This is a genomic window from Rhizobium sp. CRRU65, from assembly GCF_048551595.1.
GTDB classification, from domain to species: Bacteria; Pseudomonadota; Alphaproteobacteria; order Rhizobiales; family Rhizobiaceae; genus Rhizobium; species Rhizobium leguminosarum_J.
This window is the reverse complement of record NZ_JBLYZH010000007.1, coordinates 1-13,178: the sequence shown is the minus strand read 5'-3', so window position 1 is coordinate 13,178 and position 13,178 is coordinate 1. Positions and strand designations below refer to the sequence as shown.

The 13,178-nt window shown below is 58.7% G+C and carries 15 protein-coding genes, 1 tRNA gene and 1 pseudogene; 13 read left to right on the top strand and 4 right to left on the bottom strand.

All coding sequences use genetic code 11. From position 1 onward, the window contains the following. Window positions 1-118: 118 nt before the first annotated feature. From ACM5SV_RS15930 to ACM5SV_RS15915, 4 genes are all read left to right on the top strand, one after another. Complete coding sequence (locus ACM5SV_RS15930; RefSeq protein ID WP_222015253.1) at window positions 119-1,639, top strand: ATP-binding protein; 1,521 nt, start codon at window positions 119-121, stop codon at window positions 1,637-1,639. Window positions 1,640-1,761: 122 nt separating this feature from the next. Further along, window positions 1,762-1,838: transfer RNA gene (locus ACM5SV_RS15925), tRNA-Arg, on the top strand. Window positions 1,839-2,319: 481 nt separating this feature from the next. Continuing rightward, window positions 2,320-4,248, top strand: a complete 1,929-nt coding sequence (locus tag ACM5SV_RS15920; RefSeq protein ID WP_113546451.1) for a hypothetical protein — start codon at window positions 2,320-2,322, stop codon at window positions 4,246-4,248. A gap of 28 nt (window positions 4,249-4,276) precedes the next feature. Then, the gene (locus ACM5SV_RS15915; RefSeq protein WP_113546452.1) at window positions 4,277-4,495 is read left to right on the top strand and encodes a hypothetical protein; all 219 of its coding nucleotides are present in this window, start codon (window positions 4,277-4,279) and stop codon (window positions 4,493-4,495) included. 92 nt (window positions 4,496-4,587) lie between these two features. Here ACM5SV_RS15915 and ACM5SV_RS15910 read toward each other — a convergent pair whose 3' ends face one another. Together ACM5SV_RS15910 and ACM5SV_RS15905 are read right to left on the bottom strand one after the other, a co-directional pair. Continuing rightward, complete coding sequence (locus ACM5SV_RS15910; protein WP_012755837.1) at window positions 4,588-4,833, bottom strand: DUF982 domain-containing protein; 246 nt, start codon at window positions 4,831-4,833, stop codon at window positions 4,588-4,590. Window positions 4,834-5,071: 238 nt separating this feature from the next. Further along, the gene (locus ACM5SV_RS15905) at window positions 5,072-5,593 is read right to left on the bottom strand and encodes a hypothetical protein (RefSeq protein WP_017995901.1); all 522 of its coding nucleotides are present in this window, start codon (window positions 5,591-5,593) and stop codon (window positions 5,072-5,074) included. Between the two features lie 205 nt (window positions 5,594-5,798). Between ACM5SV_RS15905 and ACM5SV_RS15900 the strand changes: the two genes are divergently transcribed. After that, the gene (locus ACM5SV_RS15900) at window positions 5,799-5,981 is read left to right on the top strand and encodes a hypothetical protein (RefSeq protein WP_222015255.1); all 183 of its coding nucleotides are present in this window, start codon (window positions 5,799-5,801) and stop codon (window positions 5,979-5,981) included. A gap of 27 nt (window positions 5,982-6,008) precedes the next feature. Then, complete coding sequence (locus ACM5SV_RS15895; RefSeq protein ID WP_017995902.1) at window positions 6,009-6,305, top strand: hypothetical protein; 297 nt, start codon at window positions 6,009-6,011, stop codon at window positions 6,303-6,305. A 262-nt stretch (window positions 6,306-6,567) separates the two neighbouring features. Here ACM5SV_RS15895 and ACM5SV_RS15890 read toward each other — a convergent pair whose 3' ends face one another. Continuing rightward, a complete protein-coding gene (locus tag ACM5SV_RS15890) occupies window positions 6,568-7,059 on the bottom strand; it encodes a hypothetical protein (protein WP_017995903.1) in 492 nt (163 codons plus the stop codon). A gap of 211 nt (window positions 7,060-7,270) precedes the next feature. Here ACM5SV_RS15890 and ACM5SV_RS15885 point away from each other — a divergent pair. After that, a pseudogene (locus ACM5SV_RS15885) lies at window positions 7,271-7,857 on the top strand (hypothetical protein). Window positions 7,858-7,947: 90 nt separating this feature from the next. Here the strand turns inward: ACM5SV_RS15885 and ACM5SV_RS15880 are convergent. Continuing rightward, window positions 7,948-8,646: a class I SAM-dependent methyltransferase gene (locus ACM5SV_RS15880; protein WP_222015257.1), complete on the bottom strand. Its 699-nt coding sequence runs from the start codon at window positions 8,644-8,646 to the stop codon at window positions 7,948-7,950. A 199-nt stretch (window positions 8,647-8,845) separates the two neighbouring features. Here ACM5SV_RS15880 and ACM5SV_RS15875 point away from each other — a divergent pair, with 199 nt between their 5' ends. From ACM5SV_RS15875 to ACM5SV_RS15850, 6 genes are all read left to right on the top strand, one after another. Next, window positions 8,846-9,166: a hypothetical protein gene (locus ACM5SV_RS15875; protein WP_012755844.1), complete on the top strand. Its 321-nt coding sequence runs from the start codon at window positions 8,846-8,848 to the stop codon at window positions 9,164-9,166. A 191-nt stretch (window positions 9,167-9,357) separates the two neighbouring features. Then, on the top strand, window positions 9,358-9,729 hold the full coding sequence (locus ACM5SV_RS15870) for a hypothetical protein (RefSeq protein ID WP_012755845.1): 372 nt from the start codon (window positions 9,358-9,360) through the stop codon (window positions 9,727-9,729). A gap of 154 nt (window positions 9,730-9,883) precedes the next feature. Further along, a complete protein-coding gene (locus ACM5SV_RS15865) occupies window positions 9,884-10,186 on the top strand; it encodes a hypothetical protein (protein ID WP_012755846.1) in 303 nt (100 codons plus the stop codon). A 296-nt stretch (window positions 10,187-10,482) separates the two neighbouring features. Then, window positions 10,483-11,154 carry a class I SAM-dependent methyltransferase gene (locus ACM5SV_RS15860; RefSeq protein WP_012755847.1) on the top strand — a complete coding sequence of 224 codons (672 nt, stop codon included), beginning with the start codon at window positions 10,483-10,485 and terminating at the stop codon, window positions 11,152-11,154. Window positions 11,155-11,173: 19 nt separating this feature from the next. After that, entirely contained in the window at window positions 11,174-11,809 is a 636-nt protein-coding gene (locus tag ACM5SV_RS15855; protein WP_012755848.1) for a TetR family transcriptional regulator, read from the top strand. 307 nt (window positions 11,810-12,116) lie between these two features. Then, complete coding sequence (locus ACM5SV_RS15850) at window positions 12,117-12,998, top strand: aldo/keto reductase (RefSeq protein WP_222015259.1); 882 nt, start codon at window positions 12,117-12,119, stop codon at window positions 12,996-12,998. The last annotated feature ends 180 nt before the right edge of the window (window positions 12,999-13,178 follow it).

Here is a 13,178-nt window from a genome sequence, read left to right as displayed (position 1 = left end):
GGCGTTTTCTTGTGGCGACATGACGCTGCTCGCAAAGATTTGAAAGCGGAGCATCTTGGTCTAATATAGAGCTCAACGGTAAGGGCGGCCTGGGTGCTGCCGATCGGGCGAGACCAGAATGCCGATTCAAGATCAGGGCGATAATCCTTCGGCGGAAAGCCCGGCTGCCGGCGAGGCTGCAAGGGCGCCGTGCCCGTCTGCCGGCCTGTTCGGCGGCCTTTCCGGCAAGCTGCTCTGGCTCACCGTCTTCTTCATCATGCTCGCCGAAATCCTGATCTTCTTTCCCTCGGTCGCCAGCATGCGCGTGCGCTGGCTGCAGGACAGGCTGAATACGGCCGCTGCCGCCGCCATCGTCATCGATGGCCTGCAGCCGGTCGAGCTGCCGCGCGCGCTGCAGAAAGAGACGCTGGAGGCGACCGGCACCAAGGCGATCGTACTGCGCAAGGACGGCACCTCGCGGCTGCTGGCGACGACCGATATGCCGACCTCCGTCGATGAGGCCTACGATCTGACTGACGTGCCGCCGGTAACGGCAATCCGCGATGCGCTCGACACGCTGGTTTTCGGCGGCGGCAGGATGATCCGCGTCTATGGTCCCGTCGGCGACACCAATACCGGCGTCGAGGTGGTGATGAAGGACAGGCCGCTGCGTAGGGCGATGTTCGTCTATTCCCGCAATGTCCTGTTGCTGTCGGTGCTGATCTCGTTGTTCACTGCGACGCTGATCTTCTTTGCGATTAACCGCATCCTCATCGGCCCGATCCGCCGGCTGACCGGCAGCATGCAGCAATTCTCCTCCGATCCTGACAACCCGGCCCATATCTATATCGGCGACGGCGGCCGCGACGAACTGGCGGTCGCCGGCCGCAACCTCACCTCGATGCAGATGGAGCTGCAGAAGACGCTGAAGCAGCAGAAGAACCTGGCAGCGCTCGGCCTCGCCGTTTCCAAGATCAATCACGACATGCGCAATATCCTGGCGTCTGCGCAGCTGATGTCGGACCGGCTGGTCGATGTCGATGATCCGATGGTCAAAAGCTTTGCCCCGAAGCTCTTGCGTACCATCGACCGCGCCGTCGGTTACACCACCGAGGTGCTGTCCTACGGCAAGGCGAGCGAATCCGCCCCGCGCCGCCGCCATATCCGCCTGTTGGAACTGACCCAGGACGTCAAGGACATGCTGGCGATCGATCCGCAAAGCGGCATCGAATTCGCAGAGCAGATCGGCGCCGAGCTTGAGGTCGATGCCGATGGCGAGCAGCTCTTCCGCGTCATCCACAATCTCTGCCGCAATGCGCTGCAGGCGCTGACCTCGCCGGGCGAGGGCGGCCCGGGCTCCGTCAGGCGCATCACCGTTTCCGCCCAGCGCGTCGGCAGCGTCGTCAGCATCACGGTGGATGATACCGGCCCCGGCATGCCGCTGAAGGCGCGCCAGAACCTTTTTGCCGCCTTCCGCGGCTCCGCCCGTTCCGGCGGTACCGGCCTCGGCCTCACCATCGCCCGCGAGCTGGTGCTCGCCCATGGCGGCACGATCGCGCTGGTGGAAAAACCGACGGTCGGCACCCAGTTCCGCATCGAGATCCCCGATCGCCCGGTTTCGCTGGAGGATTACCGCAGCCGGACGCATGTTGATAAGTGACGGGGTTTGGCAAGGCGCGGCTGCGGACAGACAAAGACGCGATTTTTTCAGAAATGCTCTTGCATTGTCCCGAAGGACGTTTTAGAGGATCGCCACGCAAGCGGCACCGCCGCATTTTGCACGCACCCGTAGCTCAGCTGGATAGAGCACCAGACTACGAATCTGGGGGTCAGGAGTTCGAATCTCTTCGGGTGCGCCATTTCTCTTTTCATCGAAAGTCTGCCACGACCTGTTGAACCGCGGGAAGAAATTTGCCGTTCCAGGTGCTTTGCCGACGCTATCCTTCGTTCGGGCGATCAGGTGGAAGTTTCATTAGCAACAGAGCGAGCAGCGCTGCTCGATTGATTGATTTGGGTTTTTGGCTTTGCAGTAATTTGCCTAAGGATATCTTCAACCCCGCGGAAAATGCCTAAACACCGCTATCGCAGGTGTTTCGGAAAACGATATTACATATAGAATTATTCTAAAGCTAACCGGCAATAAGCTGGTTTGCGAAAAATCTATTCGTAATGGCGAGGATCTCAAGCATAACGCAACCTTTGCGTCTCTCGCGCATATTGAGTTTCGTAGGACATTGGGACAAAGTGCCCGCCGCATAACGAATTCGCGACTTTATTATTGCAATGCGTGCATTTCACTTTTCTTGTGAATACCCGGGTACGTGGTGACGTAAAGGCAAAATGGCTTTTGTTCTAAACACCTTTGGCAGGTTGCAGCTCGTTGACGGGGAGGGAAGCCTCGTTGCCTTTCCCGAGAAAGGTTTGCTGCTTCTCGTCTTTTTGTTGACGATCGGTGAAGGGTCGGCGGATCGAACGACCTTGGCGCGTTTTCTGTGGGGCGATGCCGATAGGGACGTTGCGCTTTCGACGTTGCGTAAGCTGATTTCGAGAGTGAAGGCCCGCCAAGCCGAACTCGGAATAAACATTCTCTCATCCCAGGGCAACATGGTCTCTCTCGACCGAAAGTCCTTGTCTTCCGACCTGCTATCCGAGACCGACGAAGCGGTCGCGCCGTTCTCTCTGCTTAAACATCTTGTGAAGCTGCTGAACCAACCCTTTCTGGGGCCGGTTCACTGCCACAGCCGCGAGTTTCAACAGTGGCTTGCCGAGCGCGAAAAATGCCATATCGACCTTCTCGCAAATACATTGAAAACGGTATCGCGACGAGCGCAGTCGAGAGCGGAATCAGAACTCCTGCGAAAGGCCGCCATTATCCTGTTTCGGACGGAACCGAAGGATCCGGATACGCTGCAGTTGCTGATAGAGATATTCAAGGCGGAGGAAGAGGTTGAATCGCTTCGGACCTATTTCGAACAGCGGCGCAATTCGATTTCGCGAGGGATCGCGGTACGCGGCGCATCCGACGGTGCTGACACAAAACCCGTTCGCCCGGCGTTAGTGCCGTCAAGGGAAAAACACGTAACCGCTGCTTCCCTTGAGCCCGAGGACGTCAGCATTGCAATTCCTCGCCTGGTGCTGCTTCCACCCAGAAATCAATCCATTCATCCCCAAGCCGGTTTTTTAGCTGCGTCTTTGGTGGAGGATATCACGATTGGATTTTGCGCCTTCAACAGCCTGCAGGTCATAGCCCCATATTCGGCGGTGCAAATTGGCCACCACATGGAGACCCAGAAGGCCTTCTTTGAACGACATCACGTCAATTACATTCTCGACACTCGGATCAGCAATGCGGGCGATGACGTCACCCTGTTCGCCCAACTGATCTTTTTTGACCAGAATCAAATTGTCTGGGCAGAGAGGTTCAGCCTTGATCATCGGGATCTTGTCAAAGACAGGAGGACTGTCTCTCGACGGATTGCTCTTTCCATATCCAGCGAAATCGAGCGCCATGAGGCGTTGCGCGAGGATTTGAACCCGGCGGCTTACCATCGATATCTCGTTGGCAGGCGGCATCTGGCGCGGCTGACGCTTCCGAATCTACGGCGTGCGCGCAAGGAGATGAAAGCCGCGCTCAGCCTCAGCCCCGATTTCGCACCGGCGCTGAGTTCAATGGCGCGGACTTACTCCAAGGAATGGCTGTTGACCGCGCGGGGTGATATCGATCTGTTGAAAACGGCAGAGACCTTGGCAAAGCAGGCCACCGAAACGCGTCCGGATTTTGCCGATGGATATCGCGAGTTCGGCGTGGCGAAATTGTTGCAGGGTGCATTTGACGAAAGCGCCGAGGCAATGGAAGTGGCGGAGAGCCTCGCCCCGCACTATGCGGATGTTATTGCCGACTACGCCGACACTTTGGTTCATTGTTCGCTCCCTGCCATCGCCTTGCGAAAGATCGAGCGGGCAATCGAGCTGAACCCGCTCAGCCCCGACACCTATTTCTGGACCGCTGCCGGCGCAAATTATGCCCTTGGCGAATTCGAAGCTTCGCTGGATTACATTGGCCAGATGGCCGATGCCAGTTTGGCCGACAGGCTAGCGGCCGCAAGCTGGGCCATGTTGGGCCATCAGGACAAGGCGCGGATCTTCGTCAGGAGGTTTCGCGAAGTCAATCCGGACTTCGACGTGGACAAATGGCTGTCTGCGGTTCCGAGTAAGGAGCAATGGCATAAGGATCTTTACCGAGAAGGCCTGAAGAAAGCTGGATTTTAAACACCAATCATTAGAAGAGGGAAAAAGCATGGCTAGAGTTGTTGTTATTAGTGTTGAAGGCGACGATGCTCTCTGGGTCGCTGATCTGGACGCCGGCACGGTGGTGCCTCTTCCGTCTCCCAAGTCGGGCGGGCTGAAAGCGGTAACCGACCTTCGAGCAACCGGGGCAATCGTGACAAAGGGCGTCAATCTGGCCGTGGTGGTCAAGTCTGCGGACGCGGCATTGTCGGGCCATTATGATGGCTGATCGCGCATAATCTCTGCATCATCACGCTGGATGGCGGGCCGAGATGATCGCTCGCCTTCCAGCGCCAGATAGGCGCCGCACGGGTCGTGGCCTCATTCCTTAATCGGGATTCCGGCTTCGATCGCAGCGTCGATGAACGCCTGCCGCGCCTCTTCCCGGTTTCGTTTGCCCGACATCACATCGGCGCAAACCGCACAGGCTCTATCCAGGGCAGGACCCTCTTCGGTCGGCCAGTCTTCGACCAGCGCCCATGTCGCGGCCTGGGTCGTCTGGATCACCACCCACTGATCCGGCCCTTCAAGGGCAAGCGTCACCGGCTTCTTCCAAATGGTTTGCATGATCTCAGCACCTCCGCTGCGTGCTCTCTATAGGCTGCTCACATAGCGCGGTTCATCCAGCGTGGCGAGGTGAGCGGGTGAACGAGATAGCTTCTCCAGCAGCGAGGACATCGTCGCCCGCCTTATAGGACCCATGTCTTGCCCGGAAACTCATGGCCGCCCCCACGACAGTCTCTGTGTGAGCCCTCGAAGCAATGAAACCCGCAGTCGAATATAACCGCGCATTTGCATGCGACGCCTAGAACTCCTGAACGAATTCACACGCCAGCAATGTCTTTCCTGGCAAGGCGTTGCCTTGGCGGGCAACGATGGAGACCTTTCCAGGCCCGGCCATTCCTGGTTCCGGCTGCAGATCTGCCGGCAGCTCGCGCGAATAGCCCTTGGTGGATGTGCCCAGTAGATCCGAGGTCTCCGGCTTCAAACCGTATTTTGCGGCCAGATCGTCGGCGCGTTCGCCCTCGACCAAAATTCCGACCGCGTTGCTTGCAAAGAAAACCTCGGTCGATTTAAAGCCGTCGCGGCCTATCTGGTTCGGGAGTTTGTAGATCGCCGCGCCCAAGGATGACGTGTCCGGCTTGGCCAAAGCTTCCACGACATCATAGACCTTCATTGCCGATGTCATCGTATAGGGTGGTTTGCAAAGGGCTGCGTCAAAGAATTTGTCATTGGCCGAATCGGCCAGAACCTGCCCGGCCTGAAATGCCGCAAAAGCGACGCATGCGGAGACGGCAGCGTGGCGAATGAATTTGGCGTTGTGCATGGAATATTTTCCCGAGAGAGTGGCTGTCGCGGATTGGCGCGTTGCGAGTTTCGAATGCCTAGGGGATTCGAAGTAATTATGCTACCCCAAGTTTAATCTCTCAGCTCCACTCTTCTCTTCCGTCTGGCCGTGCTGATGGGTAGGATGAGTGGCATCGGGCGCGGAGACGGAGATATCGTCGAGCCCTTCCGAAGGCAGGAAAGTCATGATCGCAGCCTATATTGATGAAATCATCATGTTTTGCGCCGGCCTGTGGATGACATCAGTCGGCTTTGGTTATCTGCCATATCCAGGCAAGCCGGCCAGCCGGCCACCGTTGATTCGCCATTTCAAGTGGATGGGTCCCTTGCTGCTCGCGATCGCAGTGGTTCTGGTGGCTGCCTCATAAGCTGCGTGCTCAGGCTGGGGTGAAGCAATGACCGATATGTTGGCCTGCCCGTCCTGCGGATTGGACAAAACAGAATCGATCGTCCACCGCGGTTCCTACATTCTCCGATGCGCCGCCTGCGGCGAAGCGATTGTCGCCACATCATTCATGGCGATGCGCGACTCGGATCACCTGTGTTCGGCCTTTATCGATCCGGGTCCCGGAAAACCTCCTCCGCCAGAGATGCTCGTCGCGCGTGGACCGCTCCGGCAGATCGCAACGGCAATTAGCGCTGCGGCGAATGATGGAACTCTGATACGTCTGATTTCTGAAGTGAAAGATTGAAGCCCGCCTTTACACAGCTGGCGCCCTCATGGGCGTAACCGGACGAGAATCTTCGCCCCGGGAACTCTCAACTGTTCCGCCAGCGGCGCCTTCCGGCTGCCGGCCGCGAGCTGATTGGCTGACGAAGAGGATGGGTAGTGCCGACACTGTGATAATCGTTTTGCGCGAAACTGCTTCAGGTTTTCAAGATGGAGATCGGGAGATCAACGATAAGCACTTCTCGTCGGCCGCTCCAGTCTCACCAAGGCAGCGAAGGGAAAAACTATTGAGCGGTCGGGTGGTCTCTCAAATAGTCTTCCCTTTCTTCCTTCCCGACCAAAGATGAGTAATAGCCGCTGCAAACCAGATATGAGCACTCATCCGGGTTGCCCGTTTGCCATCCCGGCTGGCAGAGTACGACGTGATGGAATTTGGCGTTGCAAAGTCCGTGGTTTGCTAGGAGCCGCGGATCGTTTCCGAAATACGCGCTTATGGCTTTCTCGCGAGTCCAGGCAGGAACGACTTTCCAATCAGCGTCGCCGCCCTCTTCGCTCACGTTGGCGAGCGCACAGAACGACCAATTGGATATGACAATCGGCTGATCGCAGGAAAAAGCCTGGACGGCGCTTCCCAGCACGATCGAAATCAATGCCAACAATCGCCGGACGCAAACGGCCACGCTCTTCTCCCCCATACAGCTTATTCGCATCGCGCTTCTACCCCCGAGATTCATTGCAGGGATCCTATCAGAAGGGACTGGATAATAGAAGATCATAACTAAGAATATTTTCCTAGTTCACGGATCGTTCTTGCGCTAGGTTTGCCGCAATTGCAACCACGGACTGTTAGATGTTGAGCAAATTTTTTCTCCGAGGTCAGGTGATGGTGTGGACGAGCTTTGGCCGTCACGCGCGGCATGAACGGAGTTCCCGCAACAGGCTCCGGAGGGCGGGCGGATACCGATCGACAACACGGGCGAGGGGCTGATGGCGGAATTCAACCCTCGCGACAAAAGCCGAACCAGTCAAGGAAAGACGCGGGCGATGGTGCGCAGGCATACCGCTCCGCCGAGCGGCATGGATGACGGCAGTCTTCGCTGGCAATGGTTCACCATTCAGTTGCTGGAATCTGCGGCCTTCACGACATTGAGTGCAAATGCCTGCCGCGCCTTCTTCCGCATCGTCATCGAGCACACGTCGCACGCCGCCTTGGAAAACGGCAAGCTTGTCGTGACCCATCCTCAGTTCGTGTCTTACGGCGTGACTGGCGAATATGTGGCCGATGCGATCGATGAGCTCGAATATAAGGGGCTGATAAAAGTTCGCCGCGGCCGGGCGGGCAGCGGTGTCGCGCATCCCAACCGGTTCACGCTGACTTTGTCGGTGACCATGAAGGTGCGCCGCCCACCGACGAGTGGAAGCGATGCACGGCGGAAAGGTGCCGGAAATGGTCCGAGACCGACCGCAAGATTGCCGCCGACAAACGCGGACGCGTCGGCAGGAAGAAAAAAACCCCACTTCGGAATCCCGAAATCCCCCCGCTTCGGGATTCCGAAATTCGCCGCGCTTCGTGAGCTGCGCAGGTGAAGAAACAGGCAATGATTTCAATGCCGCAACCAATTTCGGGATTCCGAAGTGCTATATAGATCTTGGTGGGGCTGTCCCTAACGAAGGCACTTTGCCACGATCAGGAACTCCGTCTCCCGCCCCCCGATCTTCCCAGCCGAAGTCGTGCGAAGCAGAAGGCCGAAAGCTTCATAGAGCCAATAAAGTGGGGGAATTCGGTCCTTGAGCGCGTGCACCTGTGTCGACACATATTCGCCGACGAAGACGACATCCATGCCGAGGTCCTTCAATGTCCCGGCAATCTCCGAATGGGATGCCTCTGCGGCGTGCTCGACGCGGAATGGGGCGTAGCCCGGCTTTCCGGCGTTTTTCTGCCTGAGAACGTAGCGATAGAACAAGACGTGGGTCCACCAGGGCGTCAGATCGGTGAAGATCCCCTTGGCTGAGTTCAGGATCGGACCCTTGACGAACACCAGACCACCGGGAGACAGGGTGTCATGGGCTCTCAACAAGGCAGAGCGCGGGCTTTCCAAATGCTCGAGAACGTCCCAGAAGACGCAGGCGTCGAAGTGACGATCTCCATAGTCGATGGTTTGAGCATCGCCGAGGATCCGCTCGGCCGCGTCCCTGTTCTTCTCCAGCTGCTCCTTGGAGATATCAACGACGGTATATCTCGCACCTTTCAAGGGGATATGCGTGCGGGAGCCGCCTCCAACCTCAAGGATATCTGTGTTGTTGTTGCCGGAAAACGCGGATTGTGCGTGCGACAGCGCGTCGTTTACCCACGGCGAAGCCATAATCCTTCCCTCCCGAAAGATTAACGTCTACGACTATAAGTAAGCATTAATATACTATTTTAGAAATATTTTAAACATCTCTGGGACGGGCGGCGCCGTCCGGCCGGAATTGAGGCAAGCCGTCAGCCTAGTTTCGCGCAACCTTCCTGATGTATCCGCAGGTTTGATGATCTTTGAGGCGCTTCAGCCGGAGGAATGCATGACGGTGGGAATTTTTCGGGCTCTGGCTGCCCTGGCGATGATGACGGCCCTTGGCGGCTGCATCGACCATGCCAATGATCCCGTACTCCTGGCGGTCGGCGTGCCGGTCAATCCGCCTGTTGTTGCGCACGGCATTTGCATGACCGACGGCAACGCCATGTATGACGAGGCAAGGAAGCAGTATCAGCTGCGCGCCCAACTGACCGGATATGCCGGGGCCGATGAGCTGGAGGCCGAAACGATAGCGCGCGCCGCCGCCCATCGCCAATATGTCGCCTGCCTCTCCGGCCAGGGCTACCGGACATTATACGCGAATTGAGAACAGAGAATTCAGCTTTCCTCACCAGCGCCGTTTGAGCCCTCTTCCTGATCGCGACTTTTCACGTTTTTCGGCGATTTAGTCACGCCGGATCGCCTGCAATCACGAGTTTTGGAAGTTGCAGGCAACGGCGGAACTCCGCACGCGGGAAAGGCATTCTCTCGAGATAAATCCAGTAAGGAGGGTTTATCATGAAAATGCTCAGACTTGCCCCTTCCACCGTCGCGCTTAGCGCCCTTCTCGCCCTCACATCGATCATCCCCGCGCAGGCGGCGCCCGCCCAGGCGGTTCGGCCGCCTGCTGTCTCGGGCGTGAAAATGGTGCAATATAAACCACATCCCGGGTCCTGGCATGGCTATCAAGGTTTCCGCACCGAGCGCCCCGGCACCCGCCGCCATTCCGATGGCTACTGGTATCCGCTTGCTGCTTTCGGCGTCGAGGCCGGCACCACAGGCTCCATCGTCCGCCCGCCGGTGAACAGGCCGGCAGCTCCGGAAATGTGCAACCCTACGTTTTCTGGATCGATCGGTCCCGGTAGCATGCCTTGCGATAACGGCTATTGAGCCGGCAAATGAAAAAGGCGGCGATGAGCCGCCTTTTTCTCGATCGGGCCGCCGCTCACATGTCCGTGACCTCTGCTTTGGCACCGTAGTATGTGACAGATCGCCTTCCTAACTCCGGGGCGTAAATTCCCCGAATCCTCCCAAGGAGACGATGATGACCACGACTTTCAAGAACGGCCTGATGGCCGCTGCCTTCGGCACAATTCTCGGCCTCTCGGCCTTCTCGGCAACGGCAGCTCCCCTTCAGTCGAGCGCGACGGAGCAGGGTGCGACGACGCGTCCGGTTGCCCAACAGGAAACCAAGGTTGAGCACGACAGGCGCACCACCGGTTCGATCGGCGAGCGCGCCTCGGAAACCACGGGCTCGACACATTATATGATGAACCCGAAGAAGCCGCTCAACCAGGATTGCAAGCTCGGCTTCAACCCGACGAGCAGCTCTAGCTGCAACTACTGACAAGGCGCTTCGGCGTTTTCGCGATCGTGAGCGGCCCGCAATGGGCTGAAGGGGCGGCCTCAGGGTCGCCCTTTCGCATGCGGGGTGACTGGTTGCGCTGGGTCCATTGTCGCCCGTTTGGAAAATGTTGCATCGAATGCAAAAATGCAATAAGTACAGAATCATGCAAACTGGTGACAGTGGGTGTTGCGAAAAGCCGCAGCCAAGAGCGATTGACGCGTCTGCCTTGGAATTGCCATGCTCGCCGCGATGGTCGCATTTTATAATCAATCGAATTTCAGACAGGTGGGATAGTCATGACTGCAAAGGCCGCATGCTCCGATTTCCTGCATTTTTTCCGCTCCTGGATCAGCAACCCGCTTCGGGTCGCGGCCATCGCGCCGTCGGGGGATTCGCTTGCCAGGATCATGACCAGTGAAATTGCCGCACTCGACGGTCCGATCATCGAACTCGGCCCGGGAACCGGCGTCTTCACCCGGGCGCTGCTGGCGCGCGGCGTCAGCGAAGCGGATCTGACCCTGATCGAGTACGGCCCGGAGTTCATCACCTCGCTGCAGGCACGGTTCCCGACGGCGCGCGTGTTGCAGATGGATGCCGCCCATCTCGCCCATGCCGATATTTTCGAGGGCGAACCGGTCGGCGCAGTCGTCAGCGGCCTGCCTCTGCTCTCCATGTCGCCCCGCAAGATCGCCTCGATCATGGCCGGCGCCTTCGCCTATATGCGCCCGGGCGGAGCCATTTATCAGTTTACCTATGGTCCGCGCTGCCCGGTGCCGCGGCCGATCCTCGATCGTCTCGGCCTGAAGGCGGTGCGCATCGGCGGCACGGTGCGCAACCTGCCGCCGGCCTCCGTCTACAGGATTTCACGCCGCAAGCCGCTGGAACTGTCGCGCGAGCGCATCAGCTATCGCCAGAGCGAGACTGAAATCGACGACGTCGCCGCCTTTTCCAACGAAACCGGCGGCTGAACGATGATGCCGGGCCGGAATGGCTGAGAACAAGCGGACGGAGACAACCGAAGGCAGGCGGGAACGCAAGCGGCGGCAGACGCGCGAGCGCATTGAGCATGCGGCGATGTCCCTCTTTCTGCAGCGCGGCTTTGAGGGCACGACGATCGAGGACATCACCGAGGCGGCCGATGTATCCAAGCGCAGTTTCTTCGATTATTTCCCCTCCAAGGAAGAGGTGGTTTTCGCCTGGCAGGATGCCTTCGCCGATCGCTTGATGGCGGCGGTCGCCGCAAGGCCGGCGGCAGAATCCTCGGTCGCCGCCGTCGAGGCGGCGATCACGGCAACCGTCATCGCTGCCGTCGACGAGCCTGGCCTGGCGCTTGGCGAACTCATCCATCGCACGCCGGCGCTGAAGGCCCGCGACCAGCTGAAATACGCCAGGCTCGAACAGAAGCTCGCCGAGGCGCTGCTGCTGCGCAAGGGAGGTGATCCGCTTGAGCGGCCCCGCATGCGCGTCCTTGCGGCCGTCGTCATCGGTGCGCTGCGCGTCGGGGCGGAACTCTGGCAGCAGCGCCCGCCGGGCGCCTCGCTTGAGGATTTCGCCCGGGAGATCTTCGCCGACCTCTGGAAGATGCTGGCGGAATTCGGCGACGAGGCGAAGACCAGGCTTTGACCCAGCCCGCCTGAGGATCACTGCGCTCGCCCGATGCGTCGGTTCGATGTCGATGTTTCCACTCATCCCTGTCATCGGGCCCTGTTATCGGGACTGGGCCGTCCTATATCTGCAAGCGTCGTAGCGGCCACATTCTGCTGATCCCGCGATAGGCGGATTATCACCATGCCGGGCATCGCTTTCGATCAGGGCAGACATTCGCGCTCGAAGGCATCTCCGAAAGCCTCGGCATTCGTGCCGCCGCTGTTTAACCGCCTCCGACCGTTCCACCGAATTTCAATGATTGATTGATAAGAGAGGAAAGACCATGTCCAATTACAACGCAGCAAAGTCAGGCACCTTCAAGATCGGCGGCAATATCGAGATCAATCGTCTCGGTTTCGGCGCCATGCGCGTCACCGGCAAGGGCATCTGGGGCGAGCCTTCCGATCATGCCGAATCCATCCGTACGCTGAAGCGCCTGCCGGAACTCGGCGTGAACTTTATCGATACGGCCGATTCCTACGGCCCCGATGTCTCTGAATGGCTGATCAAGGAAGCGCTGCATCCCTATGGCGGCAAGTCGGTCATCGCCACCAAGGGCGGCCTGACCCGCCACGGACCCGATATCTGGCTGCCTGTGGGACGTCCGGAATACCTGATCCAGCAGGCGCATAAGAGCCTGCGCAATCTCGGCGTCGAGCAGATCGATCTCTGGCAGCTGCACAGGATCGATCAGAAGGTGCCGGCCAAGGAACAGTTCGATGCGATCAAATCGCTGCTCGATACCGGCCTCATCCGCCATGCGGGTCTCAGCGAAGTGTCCGTTGCCGACATCGAGGCCGCCTCGAAGCACTTCAAGGTCGCGACCGTCCAGAACCGCTACAATCTCGTCGATCGCACCAGCGAGGACGTGCTCGATTATTGCACCAAGCACAATATCGGCTTCATCCCCTGGTACCCGCTCGCCGCCGGCGATCTCGCCAAGCCCGGCTCGCTGCTCGATACGATCGCCAAAAAGCACAATGCCGCACCCAGCCAGATCGCGCTCGCCTGGGTGCTGAAGCGCAGCCCGGTCATGCTGCCGATCCCCGGCACCTCCAAGGTCAAGCATCTTGAGGAAAACGTGGCGGCGGTTGATATCGTGCTGTCAGACGAGGAATTCTCCGCCCTCGACGCCGAGGGCAGCAAAGTCTTCAAGGCTGCTTGACGGGCAAACCGGCGAAAGATGTCTGTGCCGATGGCAGCCCCTCACCCTCACCCTCATATGCGCTAGGTTAAGCGAGCGTGTAGATCGTCGCATTGTTTTCGGCGTCGTCGCGGCGGCTCACAGAGGTGGCGACGACTTCGCGTGACGAGATTACAGACGGCCTGCCACAGAAGTGGTCCG